This window comes from Streptomyces sp. NPDC048291 (genome assembly GCF_043201715.1).
Lineage (GTDB): Bacteria > Actinomycetota > Actinomycetes > Streptomycetales > Streptomycetaceae > Streptomyces.
In genome coordinates this window covers 163339-189268 of the sequence record NZ_JBICZC010000019.1, presented here as the reverse complement: position 1 = coordinate 189268, position 25930 = coordinate 163339, and the positions used below count along the sequence as shown (strand labels likewise).

Sequence of the window (25930 nt, the reverse complement as noted above, 5' to 3'; positions counted from 1 at the left end):
CCCTAGTCCCAGCCCTCCGGCCGGGGCGCCTTCACGCCGTGCACGCGCGTGTACTCGGCGGCGAGCCACGGGCCGAGGTCGTCGACGTACGAGCGCAGCACCGCGCGGTCGCCGACCGGCTCGTAGCCCAGCCCGGCCGCGCGGCGCAGCTGGTCGGCCCGCTCCGGGTAGTAGCCGGCGAACGCCTCGGCCATCTCCCGCAGGTCGCTGGTCCAGCCGTTCCAGCGGGGCATGACGAGGGTGAAGCCGGTGCGGACGAGATGCCGTGACATGAAGCGCACCAGGGGCCGCAGGCCCTCCTCGGTGTCTTCGGCGGCCGCGATCCGCTCCCGCCAGCGCGGCAGCCACCGGGCCAGGTCGCCGTTGGTCTCGCGGGCGAGCAGCGAGTCGGGGCGGTAGCGGGGCAGGAACTCGGCGAGGTCCTCGCCGAGCAGCGGGGTGCACTGGCAGGCCACGAACCAGCCGATGTCGTACCGCTCCAGGTCGCTGAGCACGCGTCCACGGGAGTAGAGCAGGGTGCCGACCCCGTCGATCTGCGGAAACTCCTTGTCGACGGCCTCGCCGAGGGCGCGGGCCGCGTCCCGGTCGGCGTCGGCCGGATCCTCGCGCAGGACGGCCACGAGATCCAGGTCGCTGCGTCCCGGCCGCGCGGTGCCGCGCGGGATCGAGCCGTAGAGGTAGGCGCTGTCCAGGCGCGCCCCGAAGACGTCCAGGAGCCGGTCGCGGGCGGTGGCGACCACGGGACGGAACACGTGCGGCACGCGCGCGTGCGAGCCCTCGCGCTCGATGAAGCCCAGGGGGTCGAGACCCCGGGACGCGACTGTCTCAGTCATGGGGAACCAGATACCAGCCCGTCCGGGGCCGCCGCCCCCGGATATCGGCGCCTACCGGGACCGCTTCGCCAGCCGCTCGACGTCCAGCAGGATCACGGCCCGCGCCTCCAGGCGCAGCCAGCCGCGCTGGGCGAAGTCCGCCAGCGCCTTGTTCACGGTCTCGCGGGACGCGCCGACCAGCTGGGCGAGCTCCTCCTGCGTGAGGTCGTGGACGACGTGGATGCCTTCCTCGGACTGCACGCCGAAGCGGCGGGAGAGGTCGAGGAGGGCGCGCGCGACCCGGCCCGGCACGTCGGAGAAGACGAGGTCGGACATGGCGTCGTTGGTCTTGCGCAGTCGGCGGGCGACGGCGCGCAGCAGGGCGGTGGCCACCTCGGGGCGCGCGTTCAGCCAGGGCTGGAGGTCGCCGTGGCCGAGGCCCAGCAGCTTGACCTCGGTCAGCGCGGTCGCGGTCGCCGTGCGCGGGCCCGGGTCGAACAGCGACAGCTCGCCGATCAGCTCGCCGGGGCCGACGACGGCGAGCATGTTCTCGCGGCCGTCGGGGGAAGTGCGGTGGAGCTTGACCTTGCCCTCGGTGACGACATAGAGCCGGTCGCCCGGGTCGCCCTCATGGAACAGGGAGTCGCCACGCGCGAGGGTCACCTCACTCATGGAGGCACGCAGCTCCGCGGACTGCTCGTCATCGAGCGCCGCGAAGAGCGGGTTGCGCCGCAGAACGTCGTCCACGAGTTCTCTCCTTGTCGACCTGCTCAGGGGATCTTGCTACCCCTTGGTACCAGGGGACCGTGCTCCCCATTTTGCTGGACCGTCCAAACAGTGTGATCTGTCACAAGGATGCCGCACAGGTGTGCCTAGGTAAGCGGCAGGGGTCCAATCGGGGGCTGATCTTCCGGGTCCGGGGCGGATGTCGGTGCCGGGCTTTAGGCTGGCCGGGTGTCCAAATCGCCGGTGAGAGCACAGGCCAAGGGGGCTGGGCGGGTGGTTGTACGAGGTGATTCCGCTGTGGGCGAACAAGGGTCCGATGCTGCCTCCGGTGAGCCGAAGAAGGCGACGAAAGCGGTGAAAGCCGCCAAGAAGACGGCGGTGAAGACGGCCACCACGAAGACGGCTGCCGCGAAGAAGGCGGCGCCGGTGAAGAAGGCGGCGTCAGCGAAGAAGGCGGCGCCGGCCGCGAAGGCTGTGGCGGCCGCGAAGACCGCGTCGGCGAAGACCGCGCCGGCCAAGAAGGCGCCGGTGAAGAAGGCGCCGGTGAAGAAGGCGCCGGTGAAGAAGGCGCCGGCCAGGAAAGCGGTGGTCGAGAAGCCCGCTGCCGGGCAGCCGCGGCCCGTCGGGAAGCCCGAGTCGCCGGCCGCGCTCGTCCGCAGGGCGCGCCGGATCAACCGCGAGCTCGCCGAGGTGTACCCGTACGCCCACCCCGAGCTGGACTTCGAGAACCCCTTCCAGCTCCTGGTCGCCACGGTGCTGTCCGCGCAGACCACCGACCTCAGGGTCAACCAGACCACCCCGACGCTGTTCGCGAAGTACCCCACCCCCGAGGACCTGGCCGCCGCCAACCCGGAGGAGGTCGAGGAGATCCTGCGGCCGTGCGGGTTCTTCCGGGCCAAGACCAGGTCGGTGACAGGGCTCTCCAAGGGGCTGGTGGAGGAGTTCGGCGGCGAGGTCCCCGGCCGGCTCGAAGACCTCGTCAAGCTGCCCGGCGTCGGCCGCAAGACCGCGTTCGTCGTGCTCGGCAACGCCTTCGGACGCCCCGGCATCACCGTGGACACGCACTTCCAGCGCCTGGTCCGGCGGTGGCGGTGGACCGCGGAGACCGACCCCGACAAGATCGAGGCGGCCGTCGGCGCGCTGTTTCCCAAGAGCGACTGGACCGACCTCTCGCACCACGTGATCTGGCACGGCCGCCGGATCTGCCACGCCCGCAAGCCCGCCTGCGGCGCCTGCCCCATCGCCCCGCTCTGCCCGGCCTACGGGGAGGGCGAGACCGACCCGGAGAAGGCGAAGAAGCTGCTCAAGTACGAGAAGGGCGGCTTCCCGGGCCAGCGGCTCAAGCCGCCGCAGGCGTATCTGGACGCGGGCGGCCGGCCGGCGCCGCCGCTCGGCGCCGTATCAGGGACATGACCCAGGGGTCTTCTCAGGGACGGAGAACGGAACGATCAAGGAGACTTCGGGCGTTGGAACGGGCAGCAGGACGGGGGAGCAGGGCAGGACGGGGGATGCCGTGACACACAGCAAGGCGCAGACGGACGGGCCGCGCGGGGATGTGGCGCTCAACAAGGAGGGGCTGCCGGAGTGGCTGGACCCGGTGGTGCGGGCCGCGGAGACCGTCCAGCCGCTCCAGCTGAGCCGCTTCCTGCCCCCGGAGAACGGGGCGGGACGGCAGTCGGCCGTGCTGATCCTGTTCGGCGAGGGAGAGCAGGGGCCCGAGCTGCTGCTGATGGAGCGGGCAGGTTCGCTGCGCTCGCACGCGGGGCAGCCCTCGTTCCCCGGCGGCGCCCTCGACCCCGAGGACGGCGACCCGAAGGCCGACGGGCCGCTGCGGGCCGCGCTCCGCGAGGCCGAGGAGGAGACCGGGCTGGATCCGGCCGGTGTCCAGCTCTTCGGGGTGCTTCCCAGGCTGTACATCCCGGTGAGCAAGTTCGTGGTCACCCCGGTGGTGGGCTGGTGGCGCGAGCCGACACCGGTGGGCGTGGTCGATCCGAACGAGACGGCGAGGGTCTTCACGGTCCCCGTGGCGGATCTCACGAATCCGGCCAACCGGGCCACGGCCGTGCACCCCAGCGGCCACCGAGGTCCGGCATTCCTGGTCGAATCGACCCTGGTGTGGGGGTTCACGGCCGGGGTGATCGACCGACTGCTGCACTACGCGGGATGGGAGCGCTCCTGGGACCGCGAGAAGCTGGTCCCGCTCGACTGGCGGTCATGACAGGGTGTCCACCGTGAATGTGCTGGACATCCTGTTGCTGGTCGCCGCCGTGTGGTTCGCGATCGTCGGCTACCGCCAGGGGTTCGTCGTCGGCATCCTGTCGGTGATCGGCTTCCTGGGCGGCGGACTCGTCGCCGTCTACGTCCTGCCGGTGATCTGGGACGCGGTGACCGACAACGCAGAGGTGAGCACCACCGCCGCGGTCGTCGCCGTGGTCGTCGTCATCGTCTGCGCCTCCGTCGGCCAGGCGCTCACCACCCACCTGGGCAACAAGCTGCGCCGGTACATCACCTGGTCCCCGGCCCGCGCCCTGGACGCCACCGGCGGCGCCCTGGTCAACGTGGTGGCGATGCTGCTGGTCGCCTGGCTGATCGGCTCCGCCCTCGCGGGCACCACCCTGCCGACGCTCGGCAAGGAGGTACGCAACTCCAAGGTGCTGCTCGGGGTGTCCAGAGCGCTGCCCAACCAGGCCGACACCTGGTTCGCGGACTTCTCCGCGGTCCTCGCGCAGAACGGCTTCCCGCAGGTTTTCAGCCCCTTCGCCAACGAGCCGATCACCGACGTCTCGCCGCCCGACCCGGCCCTCGCCAACAGTGCGGTGGCCACCACCGCCCAGCAGTCCATCGTCAAGGTGACGGGCACCGCGCAGAGCTGCGGCAAGATCCTGGAGGGCACCGGCTTCGTCTTCGCCGACCGCCGCGTCATGACCAACGCGCACGTGGTCGGCGGCGTCGACGAGCCCACCGTCCAGATCGGCGGCGAGGGCCGCAAGTACGACGCCAAGGTCGTCCTCTACGACTGGCAGCGCGACATCGCCGTACTGGACGTGCCGGACCTGCGCGCCAAGGCCCTGAAGTTCTCCGCCAAGGACGCGGAGACGACCGACAGCGCGATCGTCGCCGGGTTCCCCGAGAACGGCTCGTACGACGTCCGGCCCGCCCGGGTGCGCGGCCGGATCACGGCCAACGGCCCGGACATCTACCACCGCGGCACCGTCCGCCGCGACGTCTACTCGCTGTACGCGACCGTCCGCCAGGGCAACTCCGGCGGCCCGCTGCTCACGCCCGAGGGCAGGGTGTACGGGGTCGTCTTCGCGAAGTCACTGGACGACGCCGACACCGGGTACGCCCTCACGGCCGACGAGATCCAGCCGGACATCGCCCGGGGCCGTACCGCGCGCCAGCAGGTGGGCACCGACAGCTGCGCTCTCTAGGGAGCGGGAGAGGGGTCAGCCGCGGGTATGGCGCAGACGTACCGAGACCCAGCGGGCCCGGCGGCGCAGGATGTGCGGAATCCCCACCCTGAGGTCGGTTCCCGGCAGTTGCGGGGCACCTCCTCGGTGGGAGTTCAGACCGCCTGTCGTACGGCGGTTGCGGGGTGCGTCACTGTAGTCGTGCGTCCAGCCCATACCCCGACGTCTGCCCCTGCCCCAAGGTCGATAACCTCCCGCACGCCCCCCAATCGGCCTATGCGCCGGGCATGTGGCCGTTCGTGGAACAGGTGTCCAGATCCGGATACCGGGCGCATCGGCGCGGTCACCGATCGGGTTCGGGGTCTTTCAGCCAGTTGACCAGCTCGGTCGAGAAGGCCACCGGGTCCTCCTCGTGCGGGCTGTGCTGTCCCGGGGGATAACCCCCGGACCCCCAGCCGGTCGGAACGCAACGTCACGTCAACGGTCCGGCTCCGGATCCTTGAGCCAGTTGACCAGCTCGGTCGAGAAGGCCACCGGGTCCTCCTCGTGCGGGAAGTGACCCAGGCCGTCGAACAGCCGCCAGCGGTAGGGCGCTTCGACGTACTCGCCGGAGCCGGCCGCGCTGCGGGTGCGGGTCACCGGGTCCAGGGAGCCGTGCAGGTGGAGCGTCGGGACGCGCACCGGGCGCTTCATCCTGCGGTTGAACTGGATGCCGTCCGGGCGTGCCAGGGAGCGCACCAGCCAGCGGTACGGCTCGATCGAGCAGTGCGCGGTGGACGGGATGCACATGGCCCGCCGGTACGTCTCCACGGCCTCGTCGTCCGGCAGCCGCGGGCCGGACCAGTCCCGGATCAGCCGGGCGACCAGCGCGCCGTCGTCGGCGGTGAGCTGCCGCTCGGGGATCCAGGGCCGCTGGAAGCCCCAGATGTAGGAGGCGGCGGCGGTCTGCCGGCGGTCCCGGAGCATCGCCGAGCGCCAGCGCCGCGGGTGCGGCATGGACACCACCGCGAGCCGTCGTACCAGCTTGGGGCGCATCGCGGCCGCCGTCCACGCCAGGTAGCCGCCCAGGTCGTGGCCGACCAGCGCGGCGTCCGGCTCACCGAGGGAACGGATCACACCGGTGATGTCGAGGGCGAGGTTCGCCGGGTCGTAGCCGCGCGGGGTGCGGTCGCTGCCGCCGACGCCCCGCAGGTCCATGGCGACGGCCCGGAAGCCGGCGTCGGCGAGCGCGACCAGCTGGTGCCGCCAGGCCCACCAGAACTGCGGGAAGCCGTGCACCAGCATGACCAGCGGTCCGTCGCCGAGCTCGGCGATGTGGAAGCGCGCGCCGTTGGCGGCGACGTCCCGGTGCGTCCAGGGGCCCTCCAGCCGTACGGCCGAGGGAGCGGGGTCCGTCATGACGACGAGCGTCCCACAGCGGCCTCGATGGCGCGTACGTCGTCCCGGGGGAGTTCCGGACGCGGATGCGGCCTGGCGTTCTGCAGCACGCCCGCCGACTCCTTCATGGACGCGGCCACCTTCTGCGGGCCCTTGCCCTTCTTGGCCTTCTTCGCGAACACCACGCTGACCAGCGCGAGGACGCCGGCCACCAGGAGGTTCGCCGCGAAGGAGAGCAGGAAGCAGAGCGCGAGGTTCCAGTGGCTCCAGGTCCGAATGCCGTACGCCAGCGCGAAGTTGAGCATCGGCAGGGAGAACAGCAACAGCACACCCGCCGCCGAGAGCGCGCCGCCGCTCACCGCGCCCCGCTTGACGTCCTGCTTCAGCTGGGCCTTGGCCAGCGCGATCTCGTCGTGCACCAGCTCCGACATCTCGGCCGTGGCCGAGGCGAACAGCTGGCCGATGCTGCGTTCGGCACCGACCGGGCTGCCGTCGGGTGCGCTCATCGCGGTCTCCCTCTGCGTCTTCGTCGTCTTCTGCACCGGTCTCTTGGGACCGGCCCGTTGTGCGCCGGCCTTTTTGCGCCGGTCCTTTTGTACCGTCTCGTCAGATCATGCCGGACGGTCGCCCTGCGCGCCTGCCCCGCCCGGCACTTCGGCAACCGCGTCCCGCCCGCCGGCCCCCTAGGAGGCGGCCTTCTCCTCCGCGATCCTGCGGTGTTCGGCGGCCTTCCGCTCGTAGATCTCCGCCATCCGCAGGTGGTACGCCGGGTCGTCCTGCTCGTACACGTCCGGGATGCCGTCGAGGTCGTCGTCCCGCTCCTCGGCCTCGACCAGTCCGCGGTAGCGGGTGTTGCGTATCTTCAGCAGCACCGTGGCGCACAGGGCCGCGATGAGCGAGCCGGTGAGCACGGCGGCCTTGACCTCGTCGGTGAGCACGCTGTCGCCGGCGAAGGCGAGTTCGTCGATGAGCAGCGAGACCGTGAAGCCGATGCCGGCCAGCGAGGCCACCGCGAAGACGTCCGCCCATTCGAGGTCCTCGCTGAGCGTGGCCCGGGTGAAGCGGGCGGTCAGCCAGGTCCCGCCGAATATCCCGACCGCCTTGCCGACCACCAGGCCGAGGACGACCCCGAGCGTCTCCGGCCTGGTGAAGACGTCGCCGAGCGCCCCTCCGGACACCTTCACGCCGGCGCTGAAGAGCGCGAACAGGGGCACGGCCAGCCCCGCCGACAACGGGCGCACCAGATGCTCGACGTGCTCGCCGGGGGAGTGCTGCTCGTCCTCGCGGGTGGTGCAGCGCAGCATCAGGCCCATGGCGACACCGGCGATGGTCGCGTGCACGCCGCTGTTGTACATCAGTGCCCAGATCACGACCGCGAGCGGGACGTACACGTACCAGCCGCGCACGCCCCTGCGCAGCAGCAGCCAGAAGACGGCGAGGCCGAGGACCGCGCCGCCGAGCGCGGCGAAGTGGATCCGCTCGGTGAAGAAGATCGCGATGATCAGGATCGCGAACAGGTCGTCGACGACCGCGAGGGTGAGCAGGAAGGCGCGCAGGGCGCCCGGCAGCGAGGTACCGATCACGGCCAGCACGGCCAGCGCGAAGGCGATGTCGGTGGCCGTGGGCACCGCCCAGCCCTGCGTGGAGCCGCCGCCGACGAGGTTGGTGAGGACGTAGACGAGCGCCGGTACGGCCATTCCGCACAGGGCGGCGACCACCGGGAGGACGGCCGCCTTCGGGTCCCGCAGGTCGCCGGCCACCAGCTCGCGCTTGAGTTCGATGCCGGCGACGAAGAAGAAGACGGCGAGCAGCCCGTCGGCGGCCCAGTGGGCGACGGAGAGGTTCAGGCCGAGGGTGCCGGGGCCGAAGTGGAAGTCGGCGACGCTCTCGTAGCTGTGATGGAGCGCGGGTATGTTCGCCCAGACCAGCGCGGCTATCGCGGCGACGAGCAGCAGCACACCGCCGACGGTCTCGGTCCGCAGCGCGTCCGCCACGATGGTCCGCTCGGGCAGCGAGAGCCGCCCGAGGAACTTCCGGACGGGGGTGGTGCGGGGCGCGGACACGGGGTACCTCCGGTCGGTGGGCAGGACAGGGCTACTTGCCGACCAGACTTCCCGGCACACCTTTGGATCTCGACACCTTTGGATCACGCTACTTTGCTTAGTTTACCTAATATGTGGCGGGGGTTGCCAGGTGGGTTTCACGGTAGGTGCAAAAAGGGCGCCCGGCGCGTTTCGCGCCGGGCGCCCTCTCGGGGCCGTACCGGTCGGGGTCAGTCCTCGCTGGGCGCCGCGGGCAGCTTCGCCTGGATGAGGTCCATCACCGTCGAGTCGGTCAGGGTCGTGACATCGCCCAGCTGCCGGTTCTCCGCGACGTCGCGGAGCAGCCGGCGCATGATCTTGCCGGAGCGGGTCTTCGGCAGCTCCGCCACCGGCAGGACCCGCTTCGGCTTGGCGATCGGGCCGAGCGTCGCGCCGACGTGGTTGCGCAGGTCGGCGATGAGGTTCTCGTCCTCGGCGTTCGCCGTGCCGCGCAGGATCACGAAGGCGACGATCGCCTGACCGGTCGTCTCGTCCGCCGCGCCGACCACGGCCGCCTCGGCGACCGACGGGTGGGACACCAGCGCCGACTCCACCTCGGTCGTCGAGATGTTGTGGCCGGAGACGAGCATGACGTCGTCCACCCGGCCGAGCAGCCAGATGTCGCCGTCGTCGTCCCTCTTCGCGCCGTCACCCGCGAAGTACTTGCCCTCGAACCGCGACCAGTACGTGTCCAGGAACCGCTGGTCGTCGCCCCAGATCGTGCGCAGCATCGACGGCCACGGCTCGGTCAGCACCAGGTAGCCGCCACCGCCGTTCGGCACCTCGTGCGCCTCGTCGTCGACGACCGTCGCCGAGATGCCGGGCAGCGGGGTCTGCGCCGAACCGGGCTTGGTCGCGGTGACGCCCGGCAGCGGCGAGATCATCATCGCGCCGGTCTCGGTCTGCCACCAGGTGTCCACGATCGGCGTCCGGTCGGCACCGATGTGCTTGCGGTACCAGATCCACGCCTCGGGGTTGATCGGCTCCCCGACCGAACCCAGCACCCGCAGGCTGCTCAGGTCGAACTTGGCGGGGATGTCGTCGCCCCACTTCATGAACGTGCGGATCGCGGTGGGCGCCGTGTACAGGATCGTCACCCCGTACTTCTGCACGATCTCCCAGAACCGGCCCTGGTGCGGGGTGTCCGGGGTGCCCTCGTACATCACCTGCGTCGCGCCGTTGGCCAGCGGCCCGTACACGATGTAGGAGTGGCCGGTCACCCAGCCGACGTCGGCCGTGCACCAGTACACGTCCGTCTCCGGCTTGAGGTCGAACACCGCCCAGTGCGTGTACGACGCCTGGGTGAGGTAGCCGCCCGAGGTGTGCAGGATGCCCTTCGGCTTACCCGTCGTGCCGGACGTGTAGAGGATGAAGAGCGGGTGCTCGGCGTCGAAGGCCTCCGGCGTGTGCTCGGCCGGCTGCCGCGCGACGATCTCGTGCCACCACACGTCCCGCGAGTCGTCCCAGGCCACTTCCTGCCCGGTGCGGCGTACGACCAGCACGTGCTCGACGTTGTCCACCTTGCCGACCGCCTCGTCGACGGCCGGCTTGAGCGCGGACGGCTTGCCGCGCCGGTAGCCGCCGTCGGAGGTGATGACGACCCTGGCGTCCGCGTCCTGGATGCGGGTGGCCAGCGCGTCCGCCGAGAAGCCGCCGAAGACGACGGAGTGCGCGGCGCCGATCCGGGCGCAGGCGAGCATCGCGACCGCGGTCTCCGGGATCATCGGCATGTAGACCGCGACCCGGTCGCCCTTCTGGACTCCGAGCTCCAGCAGGGCGTTGGCCGCCCTGGAGACCTCGTCCTTCAGCTCGGCATAGGTGATCGCGCGGCTGTCGCCGGGCTCGCCCTCGAAGTGGATGGCGACCCGGTCGCCGAGCCCGGCCTCCACGTGCCGGTCCACGCAGTTGTACGCGACGTTGAGCGCGCCGTCCTTGAACCACTTGGCGAACGGCGGGTTCGACCAGTCCAGCGTCTCGGTCGGCTCCTTGGCCCAGGCCAGCCGACGGGCCTGCGCGGCCCAGAAGCCGAGCCTGTCAGCCTTGGCCTGTTCGTACGCCTCGGCCGTGACATTGGCGCTCTCGGCCAGGTCAGCGGGCGGCGCGAAGCGTCGCTCCTCCCTCAAGAGGTTGGCCAGGCTTTCGTTGCTCACGACATCTCCCTTTCGAAGGGTGTCCGTTGTGTCCCAGGCCACAGCTCATCAGACCTGGGGCCCCGGTGACAAGGGCCGCAGAATAATTGGTTTAGACCTGTCACGCCGGGCTGGGCAGCTCCTCCGCACCGGGCACCCCCTGGAACACCCCTCCCTCTTCGTCCGCACCGCCCCTGCTGAGCAGGTACGCCTGTGCCTCGCCCACATGGAAGTACATTCCGTGCAGCTCCAGCGCACCCGCCGCCAGCGCCCGCGCCACCGAGTCGTGCGCCCGCAGGTGCTCCAACTGCTGGACCACGTTGGTCAGGCACAGGCGCTCCACCGTGTCCGCCGCGGCCCGACCTGCCAGCCGGGCCCCCGCTCCGCCCTCGTCGGCCAGCCGCGCCAGGCTCGGCAGCCCGTGCCGCAGCCAGCGCCCGAGCGGGGTCGCCGCACCCCCGGTCCCGGAGCCGAGCAGCGCCTGCATCGCCCCGCACCCGGAGTGCCCGCACACCGTGATGGACCGCACCTTCAGCACGTCCACCGCGTACTCGATCGCGGCCGCCACCGAGTCGTCGCCGTTCTCCTCACCCGGAAGAGGGACCAGGTTGCCGACGTTGCGGACCACGAACAGGTCACCGGGACCACTGGAGGTGATCATCGAGGTGACGAGCCGGGAGTCGGCGCAGGTGAGGAAGAGCTGCGACGGCCGCTGCCCCTCGCGCGCCAGCCGGGCCAGCTCCGCCCGGACCAGGGGCGCGGTGTCACGCTGGAACGCGCTGATCCCGCGGGCGAGTTCATGACCCGCGCCGGCCGGTCTCCCGGGCCGGCGCCAGGGACCGTGACCCGCACGCGGGCCGGGACCGTGCCCCATGTGCGGACCGGGACCGTGACCCGTGTGCGGCTCGGGACCGTGACCCGTGTGCGGCTCGGCGTGGCGGTCGGGCTCTGGTCTGTGGCCGTACTCCGGTGCGCGGACGCCCGCGCGGCAGCCGGTCAGTTCTGCGGAGCCGCCCTGCGCGGTGTGGGCCCTGCGCCAGTCCCGCAGTGACTCGTACGCCGCGTGGTCCATGAACGAACCGTCCAACTCCACCAAGGCGCGGGCGCCTTGGGGAACGAGATGCAGGACTCTGCTGAGCCGGGGCACCGCGAGGAACGTGAGCTGTCCCCTTACGTGTACGTGATGGACTCCTTCCTTCTCCTCGTGGGTGATGCGGGTGCGGGTGAGGCGGTGCAGGGCGACGGCGACGGCCACGGAGACCCCGAGGACCACGCCCTCCAGGACGCCGATGAGGGCCACCCCGAGCGTGGTGACTGCGTACACCAGCACTTCTCGGTGGCGGGTCACCGTGCGGATGTGGTGCAGGGACACCATCTGGATGCCGACGGCCATCACCAGGGCGGCGAGCGAGGCGAGCGGGATGAGGTCCAGGACCGGGACCATCAGCAGCGCGGCGACTACTACGAAAACGCCGTGCAGCATCGTGGAGTTCCGGCTCACGGCACCTGATCGCACATTCGCCGAACTCCGCACCGCGACCCCCGCGACCGGCAGCCCGCCGAGCGCCCCCGACGCGATGTTGGCCGCGCCCTGACCGAGCAGCTCCCGGTCCAGGTCGGAGCGGCCGAGCCGGGACTGGGGTCCGGTGCGGCCGGCCACCAGTTTGTCCACGGCGACCGCACCCAGCAGCGACTGCACGCTGCACACCAGCGTGGTGGTGAGCACGGCGGCGACGAGGCCGAGCGCGGGCCCTTCGGGCAGCCCGGCCAGGGCATGGCTGCTCCAGGACGGCAGGTCGACCCGGGGCAGGGCGAGCCCGGTGAGCGCGGCGGTCGCGGTGGCACCGGCGACGGCGACCAGGGCGGCCGGGACCGTGTGCAGCAGGCGGCCCGCTCTGCCAGGGATCCGGGGCCAGCCCAGCAGCAGGGCCAGGGTCAGTGTGCTCATCGCTACGGCGGCCGGGTGCAGGTTCGCCAACTGGGCGGGCAGCGCGCGGACGTTGGCGAGGACCGAGCTCTGCGGGGTGCCGCCGAGGACGATGTGCAGCTGGGCGACGGCGATGGTGACGCCGATGCCGGCGAGCATGCCGTGCACCACGGCGGGGCTGACGGCGAGCGCGGTGCGGGCCACGCGCAGGCAGCCGAGGCCCAGTTGGGCCAGCCCGGCGAGGACGGTGATGCCGCAGGTGGCCCGCCAGCCGTACCGGTGGATCAGGTCGGCGGTGACCACGGTGAGTCCCGCGGCGGGGCCGCTGACCTGGAGCGGACAGCCGCCGAGCCGTCCGGCGACCAGGCCGCCGACGGCCGCCGCGACCAGGCCGGCCTGGAGCGGGGCGCCGGTGGCGAGAGCGATGCCGAGGGAGAGCGGCAGGGCGATCAGGAACACCGCGACGGCCGCGGACAGGTCGGCGCCCGCGACGGAGAAGCGGCGGCGCGGAGGCGTCGGGGCGGACGGGTGCTGCGGCTGCCGGTCAGTGCCGGTGACGGCCTTGGGAGTTGTGGCCCGGGCCAGGCCGAGGCCCTCGGGGTGGGTGGGTACGCAGGCTGATGACATGTTTCCCGTCTCCTCCGGGGCAGCGCGGTCGCGGATCTGGGCGGGATGAACCAACGTTCAGTAAACGAATCGTAATGCAGAGTAAAGGTCGGGCATGGATTTTCGTCGCAAATGGGGCACCCGTTCACCTCAATGGATGAAGTGAGCAGTTCATCGGCTTGTCGTATTAATCCCTCTCTCGGTCCTATGCGATCTTGGCCGCGCTGTCGGCAGATACCCGGCACATCGCCATAAAACGCCGTCACCGGCGTTCGCCGAGAGAAGGAAGAAGGTGAGCGGAATTGGCCGCCACCCAGAGGATTGCGGTCGGTGCCGTGGCCGCCGCGGCCTGTGCCGCGTCGGTCGCCGGTTGCGCGACCGGTACCAACTCCGAACAAGGGGCGTCCGGGCCGCAGAAGGGAGCGCCGGCGCCCCAGAGCGTGGTCCGTCTGATCGGCGACGGGTCCACCGCGTACACCGGGGCGCAGCCGCATCTGCCCCGCCCCGAGCGGCTCAAGGCCGGTGAGAAGCCACCGCAGTTCGTGGTGTTCTCCTGGGACGGTTCGGGCGAGGACAGCCAGAAGCTGTTCTCGCACTTCCGCAAGGTCGCCAAGGAGAACCGCGCGAACATGACGTTCTTCCTCAGCGGCGTCTACATGCTGCCCGAGGAGAAGCGCGACCTGTACCGGCCTCCGCAGCACTCGCCCGGCAGCTCCGAGATCGGCTTCAACGACGAGCAGGGCATCACCGACACGGTCAAGCAGCTACGGCTGGCCTGGCTGGAGGGCAACGAGATCGGCACCCACTTCAACGGGCACTTCTGCGGCCCCGACGGCGGGGTCGGCGAGTGGTCGGTGGCCGAGTGGAAGAGCGAGATCGCCCAGGCCAAGCAGTTCGTGAAGACCTGGAAGACCAACACCGGCATGAAGAACGCCGCACCGCTGCCCTTCGACTACGACAAGGAGCTCATCGGCGCCCGCACCCCCTGCCTGGAGGGGCAGAAGAACTTCGTGAAGGCGGCGAGCCAACTGGGCTTCCGCTACGACACCAGCGGCGTCAACGACCAGGTCTGGCCGAAGAAGAGGGAGGGGCTGTGGGACCTGTCGATGCAGCTCGTCCCCTTCCCCGGCCACACCTACGAGCAGTTGACCATGGACTACAACTTCATGGTCAACCAGTCCGGCACGTCGACCCAGGGTGACCCCGACAAGTACGACTACTGGGGCGACCAGATGCGCGACGGGCTGCTCCAGGGCTTCAACCGGGCCTACAACGGCAACCGCGCACCGCTCGTCATCGGCAACCACTTCGAGTCCTGGAACGGCGGCACGTACATGCGCGCCCTCGACGAGGTCGTCGCGGACGTCTGCAACAAGCCCGAGGTGCGCTGTGTCTCCTTCCGCCAGCTCGCCGACTGGCTGGACGCCCAGGACCCGCAGGTCCTGGCGAAGCTGCGCACCCTGAACGTGGGCGAGGCCCCGCGGCCGGGCTGGGAGTCCTTCCTGTCCGGCCGTCCCGCCCCGGCACCGAAGGGGGTGCCAGGGGCGCCGGCCGCCAAGCAGTAGGCGCGCAGCCGGGGCCGGCCACCCGTCAGGCGGGGGTGGCCACCCCCTCGCCGAGCACGAAACCGGGGTCGATCTGTGCCGCCAGGTCGGCTCCGGTGCGCTCGTTGCCCCATGACAGGGCGTTCTTCAGGTGGAAGTGGACCATCTGCCGGGTGTAGCGCTCCCAGTCCCGCAGCTCGTACGTCGCGTCGGTGGCCACCTTGAGGGCGCGCAGGGCACGGGAGTTGGGGATCTCCAGGAGCTCGAACCGGGGCGGCCGGCCCTTCTCCATGGCGCGCACCCAGTCCGAGTGCCCGACCGTGACCAGCAGGTCGTCCCCGACCTCCGAGCGCAGGAAGTCGATGTCCTCCTGCCCCTGCACCTTGTTGCCGACGACCTTCAGGACGACGCCGAAGTCCCGGGCGTACTCCTTGTACTGGCGGTAGACGGAGACTCCCTTCCGGGTCGGCTCGGCGACGAGGAACGTGATGTCGAAGCGGGTGAACATGCCGGAGGCGAAGGAGTCCGAGCCCGCCGTCATGTCCACCACGACGTACTCGTCGGGGCCGTCGACGAGGTGGTTCAGGAACAGCTCCACCGCTCCCGTCTTGGAGTGGTAGCAGGAGACCCCCAGGTCGGCGTCCGTGAAGGGCCCGGTGACCATCAAGCGGACGGCGCCGCCGTCGAGTTCCACCGGCCGTGCGCAGGCGTCGTACACCGGATTGGGCTCCCGGACCCGGACCAGCCGCGAACCCTCGCCGGGCGGGGTGGTCTTGATCATCGTCGCGGCGGAGGCGATGCGCGGGTTGTGGCCGCGCAGGTAGTCCTTGATCAGGGAGAGCCGCTCGCCCATCGCGGGCAGTGCCTCCGCCTCCGTCTCGTCGAGGCCGAGCGCGGGGCCCAGGTGCTGGTTGATGTCGGCGTCGACGGCGACGACCGGCGCGCCGCCGGCCGCGAGATGGCGGACGAACAGGGAGGAGAGCGTGGTCTTGCCGCTGCCGCCCTTTCCGACGAAAGCAATTTTCATGTTCACGAACGGTAGTCGTGCGGTAGCTGTACGTGTCACGAGAAGTGAAGAAGACCACTCCTTCGTGGGGCCCTGGGGCAGGGTGCGTACTGTCGTACTCATGAGTACGACTGGTGCGACCGCCGATCCGCTCGCGGCCCTGGGTTCGCTGCCCGGGGTGGCCGAGTCCGTGGAGTCCGTGCGCAAGGCCGTGGACCGGGTCTACGGGCACCGGATCATGCGGCGCCGCAGCAACGCCGTCACCTCGGAGGCCGCACTGCGGGCCGCCCGGGGCAGCGCCGCGCTGTCCGGTGCCGACTGGGCGCTGGAGGAGGTGCGGCGGCGCTCCGACTTCGGTGTGGACGACGACGCGCGCGTGGTCGGCGCGGCCCTGCGGCTGACCGCGGAGGCCGGCCAGCTGCTGTCCATCTGGCGCCAGTCGCCGCTGCGGGTGCTGGCCCGGCTGCACCTCGTGGCGGCCGCGACGGGCGGCGACGAGGTCGGCAGGCCGCGCCGGGCCGGCGAGGCCGTCGACGAGCCGCTGGTGGAACTGGCGCTGCCGGACGCCGACGAGGTGTCGGGGCGCCTGGAGGGCCTCTCCGGACTGATCGTCGCGGGCAGCGAGGCGCCCGCGCTGGTGACGGCCGCCGTCGTGCACGGTGAACTGCTCGCGCTGCGGCCCTTCACCTCGGGCAACGGGCTGGTCGCCCGCGCGGCCGAGAGGATCGTGCTGATCGGCAGCGGCCTCGACCCCAAGGCCGTCTGCCCCGCCGAGGTCGGCCATGCCGAACTGGGCCGCGCCTCCTATCTGGCGGCCCTGGACGGCTATGTCTCCGGTACTCCGGACGGGATGGCGGCCTGGATCGCGCACTGCGGGCGCGCGGTGGAACTCGGCGTGCGCGAGTCGACGGCGGTGTGCGAGGCGCTCCAGCGCGGGGCGGCGTAGGACCCGGAAAAGGGTTGCGGCGGTACGAGATCTCGTACCGCCGCTGGCATGCTCACCGGGTTACCAAGCGTCCTCGATATGTTGCCCATCAGGTCGGGAACTTTGCCCGTCACCTGGTGCGGCTGGCCCGTAATCGACGGGTCGACGTCGCGTGGGTGCCCGGTGTCCATGCTGGGTCCGTGGGGCCAAATGCGTTTTAAAGGTGATCCTCTCGGATGTCCTTTGGTCTCGCGGGCCGCTAACCCCTTTGTACTGCAAGCCCGGAGCAAGCGGAAGTCCTGCCTACAGTTCTTTACTTTTAGGTTCAAAGACGCACCAAGCGGGCGCCGGTGGCCGGTTCAGCCGACCGTGCTCCGGCGCCGGCTCGCGTACCAGACCAGGCCCGCGGTGGCGGCGGCCGCCCCTATGGCCGCCGCGGCGACCAGGGCCGGGCGCGGGGGCGCGGAGATCCGCTGCTTGAGCCGCACCGGCCGGTGGAAGTCCAGGATCGGCCAGCCGCGGGCGAGCGCCTCGCGGCGCAGCGCGCGGTCCGGGTTCACGGCGTGCGGATGCCCGACGGCCTGGAGCATCGGCACGTCGGTCGCCGAGTCGCTGTAGGCGTAGCTGCGGTCGAGGTCGTACCCCTCGGAGGCGGCCAGTTCGCGGACGGCCTCGGCCTTGGTCGGCCCGTACGCGTAGTACTCCACCTCGCCGGTGTAGCAGCCGTCGTCGCCGACGACCATGCGGGTGGCCACCACCCGGTCGGCGCCGAGGAGTTCGCCGATCGGCTCGACCACCTCGGCGCCCGAGGTGGAGACGATGACGACGTCCCGGCCGGCCTTGTGGTGCTCCTCGATGAGGGAGGCGGCCTCGTCGTAGATGATCGGGTCGATCAGGTCGTGCAGGGTCTCGGCGACGATCTCCTTGACCTGCTGGACATTCCAGCCACGGACCAGGCCGGACAGGTACGCGCGCGTGCGCTCCATCTGGTCGTGGTCCATACCGCCGACCAGGAACACGAACTGGGAGTACGCGTTGCGCAGCGCCGCCCTGCGGTTGATCAGACCGCCTTGGTAGAACGACTTGCTGAACGTGAGCGTGCTCGACTTCGCAATGACCGTCTTGTCCAGGTCAAAGAAGGCCGCTGTGCGGGGCAAGGAGTGGCTTTCCACGCCCCCGAGCATAGGCGCCCACCATTCGGCGTAAGGTGTGGCGCGTGGGTTTGCCTGAGAGGGCTCTCGGGTACACCATGGAAGTCACGGATCGTTCGCGACCGTGCTAACCCGGTCCGGCTCCTCCCCCCCCGAGTCGGCCGTGGAGACGACCCCCACTCTCCCCCCCGGTGGGGGTCGTCGCATGTCCGGACGGGTTTTTCCTCCTCTCTCGCGGGCCGTGGGCCCAGGTCGGGCGGCTTCGGTCGCCCCTCTCGCATACCCATGATCCGTCACGTTGGGTAGTCGAAGCGCTGCGCTGTGGAAGTCGCGCGGGCTCCGGAACGGGCCTCACCGGCAGGGGTGACGGCGATATTCACAGCCGTCGAGTTGTCCACAGTTTTGGACCAAGATCCACACGATTTCCGGGTTCGCTGCACGGTGATTCCAGCGCGCTCCGGCGGCGGCGAGTTCATGGCCGGTTCCGTTTGTCGGGCGCCAATGGCCGGTTTCTGTCGGCCGTGCATAAGGAGCCGCTTGCCGGTTCTTCGCACGTTTGGGAATCGCGTGGCCGCAGGGGCCACGCGGGAGAACGCAGCCAAGGGGGAAGCTCACGTGGCCGGAACCGTCACCCACGACCCGCCGTCCGCCGCCTCGGGACGGCCCGGACGCCCGATGATCGTCACCGAGGACGCCGAACTCCTCGACGACCTGCTGCGCCTGTGCGCCGCGGCCGGCGCCAAACCGGAGGTCCACCACGGCCCGCCGGAACGCGGCGGCGGCTGGGAGTCCGCCCCGCTCGTCCTGGTCGGCGACGACGCCGCACGACGGGTGCGCGGGGCCACCCGCAGGCGCGGGGTGGTCCTGGTGGGCCTCGACCAGGACGACCCCGACGTGTGGAAACGGGCCGTGGAGATCGGCGCGGACCACGTCCTGATGCTGCCCGACGGCGAGCAGTGGCTCGTGGACCGGATCGCCGACGTCGTCGAGGGCGTGGGCCGCCCGGCCCTCACCGTCGGCGTCATCGGCGGCCGGGGCGGGGCCGGCGCCTCCACGCTGGCCTGCGCGCTCGCCGTCACCTCCGCGCGGGAGGGACTGCGCACCCTGCTCGTGGACGCGGATCCGCTGGGCGGCGGAATCGACGTACTCCTCGGCGGCGAGACCGCCGAGGGCCTGCGCTGGCCGGCCTTCGCCGCCTCGCGCGGCCGGCTCGGCAGCGGCGCCCTTGAGGAGTCCCTGCCCGAGCTGCACTCGCTGCGGATCCTCAGCTGGGACCGCGGCGACTGCGTGGCGATCCCGCCGCCCGCCGTCCGCGCGGTGCTCGCCGCCGCCCGGCGGCGCGGCGGCACGGTCGTCGTCGACCTGCCGCGCCGCCTGGACGACGAGGTCGCCGAGGTCCTCACCCAGCTCGACCTCGCCGTTCTCGTGGTTCCCGCCGAACTCCGCGCCGTCGCCGCGGCCGGACGGGTGGCGGCCACCGTCGGCATGGTCGTGCGCGACCTCAGGGTGGCGGTACGCGGGCCCTACGCGCCGGGTCTGGACGACCGCGAGGTGGCCCGGCTGCTCGGCCTGCCGCTGGCCGGCGAGGTACCCGCCGAACCCGGCCTGTCCCGCCCGAACCGCAAACCGCCCGGGGCCGTCCCCCGCGGACCGCTGGCCCGCTTCTGCAAGGGCTTCTGGGAACGCACCCTGGTCGAGGCCGGCGGTGTCGCATGAGGCCCGGTACCGCGGGCGCGGACGGCCCGGCCCTGCTCGACGGAGTACGGCGCTGGCTCGCCGAGAGCGGCGCCGAACCGACACCCGCGCGGGTGGCACAGGCGCTCCGCGCCCAGGGACGGGTCCTCGGCGACGCCGAAGTCCTCGGCGCGGCCGAGCGGCTGCGCTCCGAACTGGTCGGCAGCGGCCCTCTGGAGCCCCTGCTCGCCGACCCCACGGTCACCGACGTGCTGGTGACCGCCCCGGACCGGGTCTGGGTGGACCGCGGCGGCGGACTCGAACTGACCGGAGTCGGCTTCCCGGACGCGGCGGCGGTACGGCGCCTCGCGCAGCGGCTGGCCGCGGTGGCCGGCCGGCGCCTGGACGACGCGCGTCCCTGGGCGGACGCCCGGCTGCCCGACGGCACCCGCCTGCACGCGGTCCTGCCTCCGGTGGCCGTCGGCTGCACCTGCCTGTCCCTGCGGGTGGTCCGTCCGCGGGCGTTCACCCTCGACGAACTGGTCGCGGCCGGGACGGTGCCCCCGGGCGGCGACCGGATCCTGCGGGCCCTCCTCGCGGCCCGGCTGTCCTTCCTGGTCAGCGGGGGCACCGGCACAGGCAAGACGACCCTCCTGAGTGCCCTGCTCGGTCTCGTCGGCCCGGGCGAGCGGATCGTGCTCGCCGAGGACTCGGCGGAGCTCAGGCCCGAACACCCGCACGTCGTACGGCTGGAGACCAGACCCGCCAACCAGGAGGGCGCCGGCCTGGTCACCCTGGAGGACCTGGTCCGGCAGGCCCTGCGGATGCGGCCCGACCGGCTCGTCGTCGGCGAGGTCCGCGGGCCCGAGGTGGTGCACCTGCTGGCCGCGCTCAACACCGGCCACGAGGGCGGCTGCGGCACCGTGCACGCCAACGCGGCCGCGGACGTACCGGCCCGCCTGGAGGCCCTCGGCACGGCCGCCGGGCTCGACCGGGCGGCCCTGCACAGCCAGCTCGCCGCCGCGCTGTCGGTGGTGCTGCACCTCGTACGGGACCGCGCGGGCCGGCGGCGGATCGCCGAGGTGCACGTCCTGGAGCGGGACTCCGCCGGGCTGGTGCGCACGGTACCGGCACTGCGCTGGGACGCGGCGGCGTTCGCGCGGGAGCAGGGATGGGAGCGGCTGCGGGGGCTGCTCGGCGGTGACGTGGGGGAGCCGTGAGCTCCGGTCCGAACCGACATCAGTGATCCGTGACTTGAAAGGGGTGTGTGTGATGGGTGAGACGACGATCGGTGCGGCCTTGGTGTGCGGTGGGGTCATGGCCTGGCTGCTGGCCGAGCGGCACCGTGAGGTACGGCGGACGCGGCTGCTGCTCGCCGGAGGAGGGGTGGTGACCACCGGGCCGCCCTCCTGGGAGCAGGCGCTCGGGGAACTACGGCGGCTGCACCGCCGTTGGCGGGGCGAGTGGTGGGCCCTGGCCGCCGGTGTCGCGCTCGCGCTCCTCGCCGCCTCGGTCCTTCCGGCCCTCGCGGGGGCGGCCGGGGTGCCGGTGCTGCGCCGGGTGCGGCTGGCCCGGCAGGCGCGACGGACCCGGCAGGCGCGCGCCGACGCGGTGATCGCGCTGTGCGGGGCGCTCGCCGGTGAGGTGCGCACGGGACGGCAGCCGGGTGAGGCGCTGCTGCGGGCCGCACGGGACTCCGGCGGGCTCGGCGAGGCCCGGCCGGCCGTGGTCGCGGCGGCCCGCTTCGGCGGGGACGTGCCGGGGGCGCTGGCGGTGGCGGCGCGGCAGCCCGGCGCCGACGGCCTGCTGGGGCTCGCGGCCTGCTGGCGGGTGGCGGTCGACCAGGGTGCCGGACTCGCGGCCGGTCTCGACCGCCTGGACGCCGCCCTGCGCGCCGAGCGCGATCAACGCGCCGACCTGCGCGCCCAGTTGTCGGGTGCCCGGGCCACCGCGGTGCTGCTCGCCGCGCTGCCCGCCCTCGGTCTCCTGCTCGGCTCGGCCATGGGCGCCGACCCGCTGCGGGTGCTGCTGCACACCGGGGCGGGCCTGGGCTGCCTGGCCGTCGGCGCGGTGTTCGAGGGCGCCGGGATGTGGTGGGCGGCCCGGATCGTGCGGGGAGCCGAGGCGGCATGAGCGCGGAGGTTGTCCACAGGCTGGGGGTGACGGTCGCGGTGCTGGTGGCCCTGGGCTGGTCGGCATGGCGGCTGGAGCGGGCCAGGCGCAGGCGCTGGGCCCGGCGCAAGGTGGCCGAACTGCTCGGCCTGGAGCGGCTGGACCGGCTGGAGCAGGCGGAGAGGCACTCCGCCGTCGGCGGTGCCGTCCGCAGCTGGCTGCCGGTCGTCGGGGTGGCGTGCGGCGGCTGGGTGCTGGTCGGCGGGGTCGTCGGGGCGTTGCTGGGGCTGGGCGTCGCGGCGGGGCTGTGGCGGTGGCGGAGCGGGGCGGGCGCCACCGACCGGACGGCCGAGGCGGAGGCGGCCGAGGCCGCGCGTCAACTCCCGCTCGCCGCCGACCTCCTGGCCGCCTGCATCGCCGCCGGGGCCGGTCCGGTGGTCGCCGCCCAGGCCGTCGGAGAGGCCCTCGGCGGGCCTGTCGGGGAGGCGCTGGCGCGGGGCGCGGCGGAGGTCCGGCTGGGCAGCGAACCGGCTGTCGCCTGGCGGCGGTTGGCGGGACTGCCGGGTGCCGCCGCCCTGGCCCGGCTGCTGGCACACGCGGACGAGTCCGGGATGCCGGCGGCCGCCCCCGTCGCCCGGCTCGCCTCGGACGCCCGCGCCGACTGGGCGAGGAGCGCGACCGAGCGGGCCCGACGGGCCGCCGTGCTGATCTCGGCGCCGGTGGGGCTGTGCTTCCTGCCCGCGTTCATCTCCGTCGGTGTGCTGCCCGTGGTGATCGGACTCGCGGGCGGGGTGCTGCGAGGGGGTGGTGGCTGAAGGGAGGGCCAGGCGGGGCCGCCGACAGGAACTGAAGTCTGATCCAACTGAAGTCAAAACCGAGCGAGTTCGAGGGAGTCGACATGCGTGAGATGTGCTGGAAGATGTGGAAGCTGGGGCGCCGGGACGCCGGAATGGTCACCTCCGAGTACGCGATGGGGATCATCGCCGCCGTCGGGTTCGCGGCGGTCCTCTACGCGGTCGTGACGAGCGGGCAGGTCAGCGCGGAGCTCCAGGCCATCGTGAAACGAGCACTCAGTGCGCGGATGTGAGCGGGGGCGCGGGGCGGACCGGGGGTTCGTGACCGCGGAGGCGGCCGTGGTGCTGCCGGTGCTGGTGGCGTTCACGATGGCGCTGGTGTGGGGGCTGCTCGTGGTGGCCGCCCAGATCCGGTGCGTGGACGCCGCCCGCACCGGGGCGCGGGCCGCGGCGCGGCAGGACGCCGATGACGCGGTGATCGCCGTGGCGAAGGAGGCGGCGCCGGACGGGGCGACGGTGACGGTGGGCCGGGAGGGTGACGAGGTGCGGGTGACGGTGGTGGCGAGGCCGCCGGTGCTCGGCGCGTTGCCGTTCGAGGTACGGGAGTCGGCGGTCGCGTTGGCGGAGGGGCCGATGGGGGAGGTGGCGTGAGGGGGCGTGCGGTGGTCGTTCGGCTGCGGGCCGGTGGGGGCTGGTCGCGCAGTTCCCCGCGCCCCTATGGGGCGCGTTGCAGCGAGGAGCTTGATCGAGGCTCGGCCACTGTCTGGAGTGTCGGTGCGATCGCCGTGCTGTGTGTGGTGTTCGGGGTGGTGCTCGGCCTCGGGCAAGCCGTTGTGGTCCGGCATCGCGCGGCCGGTGGCGCCGACATGGCGGCCCTCGCGGCGGCGGACCACTGGGCCGAGGGGACGTCGGCGGCATGCGCCGAGGCGGGCCGCGTGGCACGGGCCCAGGACACGCGGCTGACGCGTTGCGTGATCGTCGGGGACGTCTCGGATGTCTCGGCGGCGTCCGGTGCCGGACCGTTCGCGGCGGAGGTCAGGGCCAGAGCCGGCCCCGCTGCACCGCACCCCTGACACCGCACCCCTGACACCGCACCCCTGACACCGCACCCCTGACACCGCACCCCCTGACACCGTGCCCCAAAGGGGCGCGGGGAACTGCGCGACCAGCCCCCACCGACCCGCAGCCGGACGGCTACCCCACCGGCGCCCCCTTCAACAGCACAGTGAGGAGTCGCACCGCCCCCCGCTTGTGCAACGGCTCGTTCCCGTTCCCGCACTTGGGGGACTGGATGCAGGACGGGCACCCGGCATCGCACTCGCACGCGGCGATGGCCTCACGGGTCGCCGTCAGCCAGGTGCGGGCCGTGTGGAAGGCGCGCTCCGCGAAGCCGGCGCCGCCGGGGTGGCCGTCGTAGACGAAGACGGTCGGCAGGAGGGTGTCGGGGTGCAGCGGGATCGAGACGCCGCCGATGTCCCAGCGGTCGCAGGTCGCGAAGAGCGGGAGCAGGCCGATGGAGGCGTGTTCGGCGGCGTGCAGGGCGCCGCCGAGGATCTCCGGGTTGATCCGGGCCTCGTCGAGCTGGTCCTCGGTGACGGTCCACCACACCGCGCGGGTGCGCAGCGTACGGGGAGGGAGGTCGAGTTTCGTCTCGCCGAGCACCTCGCCGGTGATGAGCCGGCGGCGCAGGAAGGAGACCACCTGGTTGGTGACCTCGACGGAGCCGTAGCAGAGGCGGCCGTCGCCCCAGGGGATCTCGGTGTCGGTCTCCAGGACGGAGATGGCCGTGGTGTCGCGGGCGACCGTGGAGTACGGCGGCTCGGCCTGTTCGACCAGGGCCACCGAGTCCTCCAGGTCGAGGGAGCGCACCAGGTAGGTGCGGCCCTGGTGCAGGTGGACCGCGCCCTCGTGGACCGTGGAGTGGGCGGCGCTCGCGTCCACGGTACCGAGCAGGCGACCCGTGCCCGCCTCCACGACCTGCACCGGACGGCCGCCCTCGCCGCGGATGTCGGTCAGCTCGGCGGCCCGCTCCCGCCGGGTCCAGTGCCAGGCCTTGGTCCGGCGGCGCAGCAGCTTCGCGGCCTCCAGCTGCGGCAGCAGCTCCTTGCAGGCGGGGCCGAAGAGGTCGAGGTCGTCGTCGGTGAGCGGGATCTCGGCCGCGGCGGCGCACAGGTGCGGGGCGAGGACGTACGGGTTGTCGGGGTCGAGGACGGTCGATTCCACCGGTTGGTCGAACAGGGCCTCGGGATGATGGACGAGGAAGGTGTCCAGCGGGTCGTCACGGGCGACCAGGACCGCGAGGGCGCCCTGCCCGGCGCGGCCCGCGCGGCCCGCCTGCTGCCACACAGAGGCCCTCGTACCCGGGTACCCGGCGATCAGTACGGCGTCCAGCCCGGAGACGTCCACGCCCAGCTCCAGGGCCGTCGTGGCGGCAAGTCCGAGGAGCTCCCCGGAGTGCAGCGCGCGTTCCAGGGCGCGCCGCTCCTCGGGGAGGTAGCCGCCGCGGTAGGCCGCGACACGCCGGGCGAGGGAACGGTCGACCTCGGCCAGCCGCTCCTGGGTGATGACGGCGATCAGCTCCGCGCCGCGTCTGGAGCGCACGAAGGCGACCGAGCGCACGCCCTGCACGGCGAGGTCGGTCAGCAGGTCGGCGGTCTCGGCGGTGGCGGTACGGCGGACGGGGGCGCCCTTCTCGCCGTGCAGCTCGGTCAGCGGCGGCTCCCAGAGGGCGAAGACCAGCTCGCCGCGCGGGGAGGCGTCGTCGGCGATCTCCACGACCGGCAGGCCGGTCAGGCGCCCCGCGGCCACGGCCGGTTCGGCGGCGGTCGCGGAGGCCAGCAGGAAGACCGGGGAGGCGCCGTAGCGGGCGCACAGGCGGCGAAGGCGGCGCAGCACCTGGGCGACGTGCGAGCCGAAGACGCCCCGGTAGGTGTGGCACTCGTCGACGACGACGTACTTCAGCGACTTCAGGAAGGAGGACCAGCGCGGGTGCCCGGGAAGGATGCCGCGGTGCAGCATGTCCGGGTTGGTCAGCACGTAGTTGGCGTACTGGCGGATCCACTCCCGCTCCTCGTACGGGGTGTCGCCGTCGTAGACCGCGGGGCGGACCGAGTTTCCCAGCGGTTGTGAAAGTTCCTTCACAGATCGGCACTGGTCGGCCGCCAGCGCCTTGGTGGGCGCCAGGTAGAGGGCGGTGGCGCCACGGCCGTTGGCGGCCTCGGAGCCGTCCAGCAGGGTGGACAGGACCGGTACGAGGTAGGCCAGGGACTTGCCGGACGCGGTGCCGGTGGCGACCACCACCGAGTCGCCGTCCAGGGCGTGCTCGGCGGCCAGCGCCTGGTGTTCCCAGGGATGTTCGATGCCGCACGCCTGGACGGCCGCGACGACCTCCGAACGAATCCGGTCAGGCCAGACGGCATGCCGACCCGCCCGCGGGGGCAAGTGCTCCGTATGAGTGATGCGCGAAGCCCGGCTCGGCCCGGCGGCGAGCCGGTCCAGGACGGTGCCCGGAGAGAACCCGGACCCGGCCGGAACCGGCGGTCGATCGGATCGGTGATTTATGGCCATCGGGACCGAGTGTGTCACTGGCGTGACGGACAATGGGGCCAAGGCGTCGTGCACGCCTGCCGTAAGTGATTGAATGCCATCGCGGCTGG

The 25930-nt window shown here is 72.2% G+C and carries 22 protein-coding genes and 1 pseudogene; 12 read left to right on the top strand and 11 right to left on the bottom strand.

Features of this window, described 5'->3' with window-relative positions:
• Positions 1 to 2: 2 nt before the first annotated feature.
• Together ACGF5O_RS42545 and ACGF5O_RS42540 are read right to left on the bottom strand one after the other, a co-directional pair.
• Positions 3 to 833, bottom strand: a complete 831-nt coding sequence (locus ACGF5O_RS42545) for a nucleotidyltransferase domain-containing protein (protein ID WP_393815302.1) — start codon at positions 831 to 833, stop codon at positions 3 to 5.
• A 51-nt stretch (positions 834 to 884) separates the two neighbouring features.
• Positions 885 to 1559, bottom strand: coding sequence for a Crp/Fnr family transcriptional regulator (locus ACGF5O_RS42540; protein WP_018547939.1), 675 nt, complete (start codon positions 1557 to 1559; stop codon positions 885 to 887).
• 276 nt (positions 1560 to 1835) lie between these two features.
• Here ACGF5O_RS42540 and nth point away from each other — a divergent pair, with 276 nt between their 5' ends.
• The 3 genes from nth (at position 1836) to ACGF5O_RS42525 (ending at position 4969) form a co-directional block, all read left to right on the top strand.
• The gene (gene nth / locus ACGF5O_RS42535) at positions 1836 to 2951 is read left to right on the top strand and encodes an endonuclease III (RefSeq protein WP_393815301.1); all 1116 of its coding nucleotides are present in this window, start codon (positions 1836 to 1838) and stop codon (positions 2949 to 2951) included.
• A 100-nt stretch (positions 2952 to 3051) separates the two neighbouring features.
• On the top strand, positions 3052 to 3756 hold the full coding sequence (locus tag ACGF5O_RS42530; protein WP_393815300.1) for an NUDIX hydrolase: 705 nt from the start codon (positions 3052 to 3054) through the stop codon (positions 3754 to 3756).
• Between the two features lie 13 nt (positions 3757 to 3769).
• Positions 3770 to 4969, top strand: coding sequence for a MarP family serine protease (locus tag ACGF5O_RS42525; RefSeq protein WP_393815299.1), 1200 nt, complete (start codon positions 3770 to 3772; stop codon positions 4967 to 4969).
• A 15-nt stretch (positions 4970 to 4984) separates the two neighbouring features.
• Here the strand turns inward: ACGF5O_RS42525 and ACGF5O_RS42520 are convergent, their stop codons facing one another.
• The 6 genes and pseudogenes from ACGF5O_RS42520 to ACGF5O_RS42495 form a co-directional block, all read right to left on the bottom strand.
• Positions 4985 to 5164, bottom strand: coding sequence for a hypothetical protein (locus ACGF5O_RS42520; RefSeq protein WP_351714250.1), 180 nt, complete (start codon positions 5162 to 5164; stop codon positions 4985 to 4987).
• A 261-nt stretch (positions 5165 to 5425) separates the two neighbouring features.
• On the bottom strand, positions 5426 to 6346 hold the full coding sequence (locus ACGF5O_RS42515) for an alpha/beta fold hydrolase (protein WP_393815298.1): 921 nt from the start codon (positions 6344 to 6346) through the stop codon (positions 5426 to 5428).
• On the bottom strand, positions 6343 to 6831 hold the full coding sequence (locus tag ACGF5O_RS42510; RefSeq protein WP_393815297.1) for a phage holin family protein: 489 nt from the start codon (positions 6829 to 6831) through the stop codon (positions 6343 to 6345). The genes ACGF5O_RS42515 and ACGF5O_RS42510 overlap by 4 nt, the downstream gene beginning before the upstream one ends.
• Before the next feature lie 105 nt (positions 6832 to 6936).
• Positions 6937 to 8388 (bottom strand): annotated as a pseudogene (nhaA, locus tag ACGF5O_RS42505) (Na+/H+ antiporter NhaA).
• Positions 8389 to 8597: 209 nt separating this feature from the next.
• Positions 8598 to 10556, bottom strand: coding sequence for an acetate--CoA ligase (acs, locus tag ACGF5O_RS42500; RefSeq protein ID WP_393815296.1), 1959 nt, complete (start codon positions 10554 to 10556; stop codon positions 8598 to 8600).
• Between the two features lie 100 nt (positions 10557 to 10656).
• Positions 10657 to 13089 carry a SulP family inorganic anion transporter gene (locus ACGF5O_RS42495; protein ID WP_393815295.1) on the bottom strand — a complete coding sequence of 811 codons (2433 nt, stop codon included), beginning with the start codon at positions 13087 to 13089 and terminating at the stop codon, positions 10657 to 10659.
• A gap of 281 nt (positions 13090 to 13370) precedes the next feature.
• Between ACGF5O_RS42495 and ACGF5O_RS42490 the strand changes: the two genes are divergently transcribed.
• Entirely contained in the window at positions 13371 to 14633 is a 1263-nt protein-coding gene (locus ACGF5O_RS42490; protein WP_393815294.1) for a hypothetical protein, read from the top strand.
• 25 nt (positions 14634 to 14658) lie between these two features.
• On the opposite strand, the gene ACGF5O_RS42485 is transcribed toward ACGF5O_RS42490, so the two are convergent.
• Complete coding sequence (locus ACGF5O_RS42485) at positions 14659 to 15639, bottom strand: ATP-binding protein (protein WP_393815293.1); 981 nt, start codon at positions 15637 to 15639, stop codon at positions 14659 to 14661.
• A 100-nt stretch (positions 15640 to 15739) separates the two neighbouring features.
• On the opposite strand from ACGF5O_RS42485, the gene ACGF5O_RS42480 reads away from it, so the two are divergent.
• Positions 15740 to 16564, top strand: a complete 825-nt coding sequence (locus ACGF5O_RS42480; RefSeq protein WP_393815292.1) for a Fic family protein — start codon at positions 15740 to 15742, stop codon at positions 16562 to 16564.
• A 338-nt stretch (positions 16565 to 16902) separates the two neighbouring features.
• Here ACGF5O_RS42480 and ACGF5O_RS42475 read toward each other — a convergent pair whose 3' ends face one another.
• A complete protein-coding gene (locus ACGF5O_RS42475) occupies positions 16903 to 17727 on the bottom strand; it encodes an HAD family hydrolase (protein ID WP_393815291.1) in 825 nt (274 codons plus the stop codon).
• Between the two features lie 582 nt (positions 17728 to 18309).
• Here ACGF5O_RS42475 and ssd point away from each other — a divergent pair.
• The 7 genes from ssd (at position 18310) to ACGF5O_RS42440 (ending at position 23347) form a co-directional block, all read left to right on the top strand.
• A complete protein-coding gene (gene ssd / locus ACGF5O_RS42470; protein ID WP_393815290.1) occupies positions 18310 to 19410 on the top strand; it encodes a septum site-determining protein Ssd in 1101 nt (366 codons plus the stop codon).
• Complete coding sequence (locus ACGF5O_RS42465; RefSeq protein ID WP_393815289.1) at positions 19407 to 20588, top strand: TadA family conjugal transfer-associated ATPase; 1182 nt, start codon at positions 19407 to 19409, stop codon at positions 20586 to 20588. The genes ssd and ACGF5O_RS42465 overlap by 4 nt, the downstream gene beginning before the upstream one ends.
• Positions 20589 to 20640: 52 nt before the next feature.
• Positions 20641 to 21501 carry a type II secretion system F family protein gene (locus ACGF5O_RS42460; protein WP_393815288.1) on the top strand — a complete coding sequence of 287 codons (861 nt, stop codon included), beginning with the start codon at positions 20641 to 20643 and terminating at the stop codon, positions 21499 to 21501.
• Positions 21498 to 22295, top strand: coding sequence for a type II secretion system F family protein (locus ACGF5O_RS42455; protein ID WP_393815287.1), 798 nt, complete (start codon positions 21498 to 21500; stop codon positions 22293 to 22295). The genes ACGF5O_RS42460 and ACGF5O_RS42455 overlap by 4 nt, the downstream gene beginning before the upstream one ends.
• A gap of 83 nt (positions 22296 to 22378) precedes the next feature.
• The gene (locus ACGF5O_RS42450) at positions 22379 to 22567 is read left to right on the top strand and encodes a DUF4244 domain-containing protein (RefSeq protein ID WP_393815286.1); all 189 of its coding nucleotides are present in this window, start codon (positions 22379 to 22381) and stop codon (positions 22565 to 22567) included.
• A 28-nt stretch (positions 22568 to 22595) separates the two neighbouring features.
• The gene (locus tag ACGF5O_RS42445) at positions 22596 to 22925 is read left to right on the top strand and encodes a TadE family type IV pilus minor pilin (protein WP_393815285.1); all 330 of its coding nucleotides are present in this window, start codon (positions 22596 to 22598) and stop codon (positions 22923 to 22925) included.
• Positions 22922 to 23347 (top strand): Rv3654c family TadE-like protein, encoded by a 426-nt coding sequence (locus ACGF5O_RS42440; protein ID WP_393815284.1) that lies wholly within the window; start codon positions 22922 to 22924, stop codon positions 23345 to 23347. The genes ACGF5O_RS42445 and ACGF5O_RS42440 overlap by 4 nt, the downstream gene beginning before the upstream one ends.
• Positions 23348 to 23468: 121 nt before the next feature.
• Here ACGF5O_RS42440 and ACGF5O_RS42435 read toward each other — a convergent pair whose 3' ends face one another.
• Positions 23469 to 25841, bottom strand: coding sequence for a DEAD/DEAH box helicase (locus tag ACGF5O_RS42435; protein ID WP_393815283.1), 2373 nt, complete (start codon positions 25839 to 25841; stop codon positions 23469 to 23471).
• Positions 25842 to 25930: the final 89 nt, after the last annotated feature.

Excerpts from the sequence above, each read along its gene's own strand:
- ACGF5O_RS42545 (WP_393815302.1), bottom strand. The coding sequence starts at position 833 with ATGACTGAGACAGTCGCGTCCCGGGGTCTCGACCCCCTGGGCTTCATC.
- ACGF5O_RS42520 (WP_351714250.1), bottom strand. The coding sequence starts at position 5,164 with ATGGGCTGGACGCACGACTACAGTGACGCACCCCGCAACCGCCGTACG.
- ACGF5O_RS42515 (WP_393815298.1), bottom strand. The coding sequence starts at position 6,346 with ATGACGGACCCCGCTCCCTCGGCCGTACGGCTGGAGGGCCCCTGGACG.
- ACGF5O_RS42510 (WP_393815297.1), bottom strand. The coding sequence starts at position 6,831 with ATGAGCGCACCCGACGGCAGCCCGGTCGGTGCCGAACGCAGCATCGGC.
- ACGF5O_RS42495 (WP_393815295.1), bottom strand. The coding sequence starts at position 13,089 with ATGTCATCAGCCTGCGTACCCACCCACCCCGAGGGCCTCGGCCTGGCC.
- ACGF5O_RS42485 (WP_393815293.1), bottom strand. The coding sequence starts at position 15,639 with ATGAAAATTGCTTTCGTCGGAAAGGGCGGCAGCGGCAAGACCACGCTC.
- ACGF5O_RS42480 (WP_393815292.1), top strand. The coding sequence starts at position 15,740 with ATGAGTACGACTGGTGCGACCGCCGATCCGCTCGCGGCCCTGGGTTCG.
- ACGF5O_RS42475 (WP_393815291.1), bottom strand. The coding sequence starts at position 17,727 with ATGCTCGGGGGCGTGGAAAGCCACTCCTTGCCCCGCACAGCGGCCTTC.
- ACGF5O_RS42465 (WP_393815289.1), top strand. The coding sequence starts at position 19,407 with ATGAGGCCCGGTACCGCGGGCGCGGACGGCCCGGCCCTGCTCGACGGA.
- ACGF5O_RS42460 (WP_393815288.1), top strand. The coding sequence starts at position 20,641 with ATGGGTGAGACGACGATCGGTGCGGCCTTGGTGTGCGGTGGGGTCATG.
- ACGF5O_RS42455 (WP_393815287.1), top strand. The coding sequence starts at position 21,498 with ATGAGCGCGGAGGTTGTCCACAGGCTGGGGGTGACGGTCGCGGTGCTG.
- ACGF5O_RS42450 (WP_393815286.1), top strand. The coding sequence starts at position 22,379 with ATGCGTGAGATGTGCTGGAAGATGTGGAAGCTGGGGCGCCGGGACGCC.
- ACGF5O_RS42435 (WP_393815283.1), bottom strand. The coding sequence starts at position 25,841 with ATGGCCATAAATCACCGATCCGATCGACCGCCGGTTCCGGCCGGGTCC.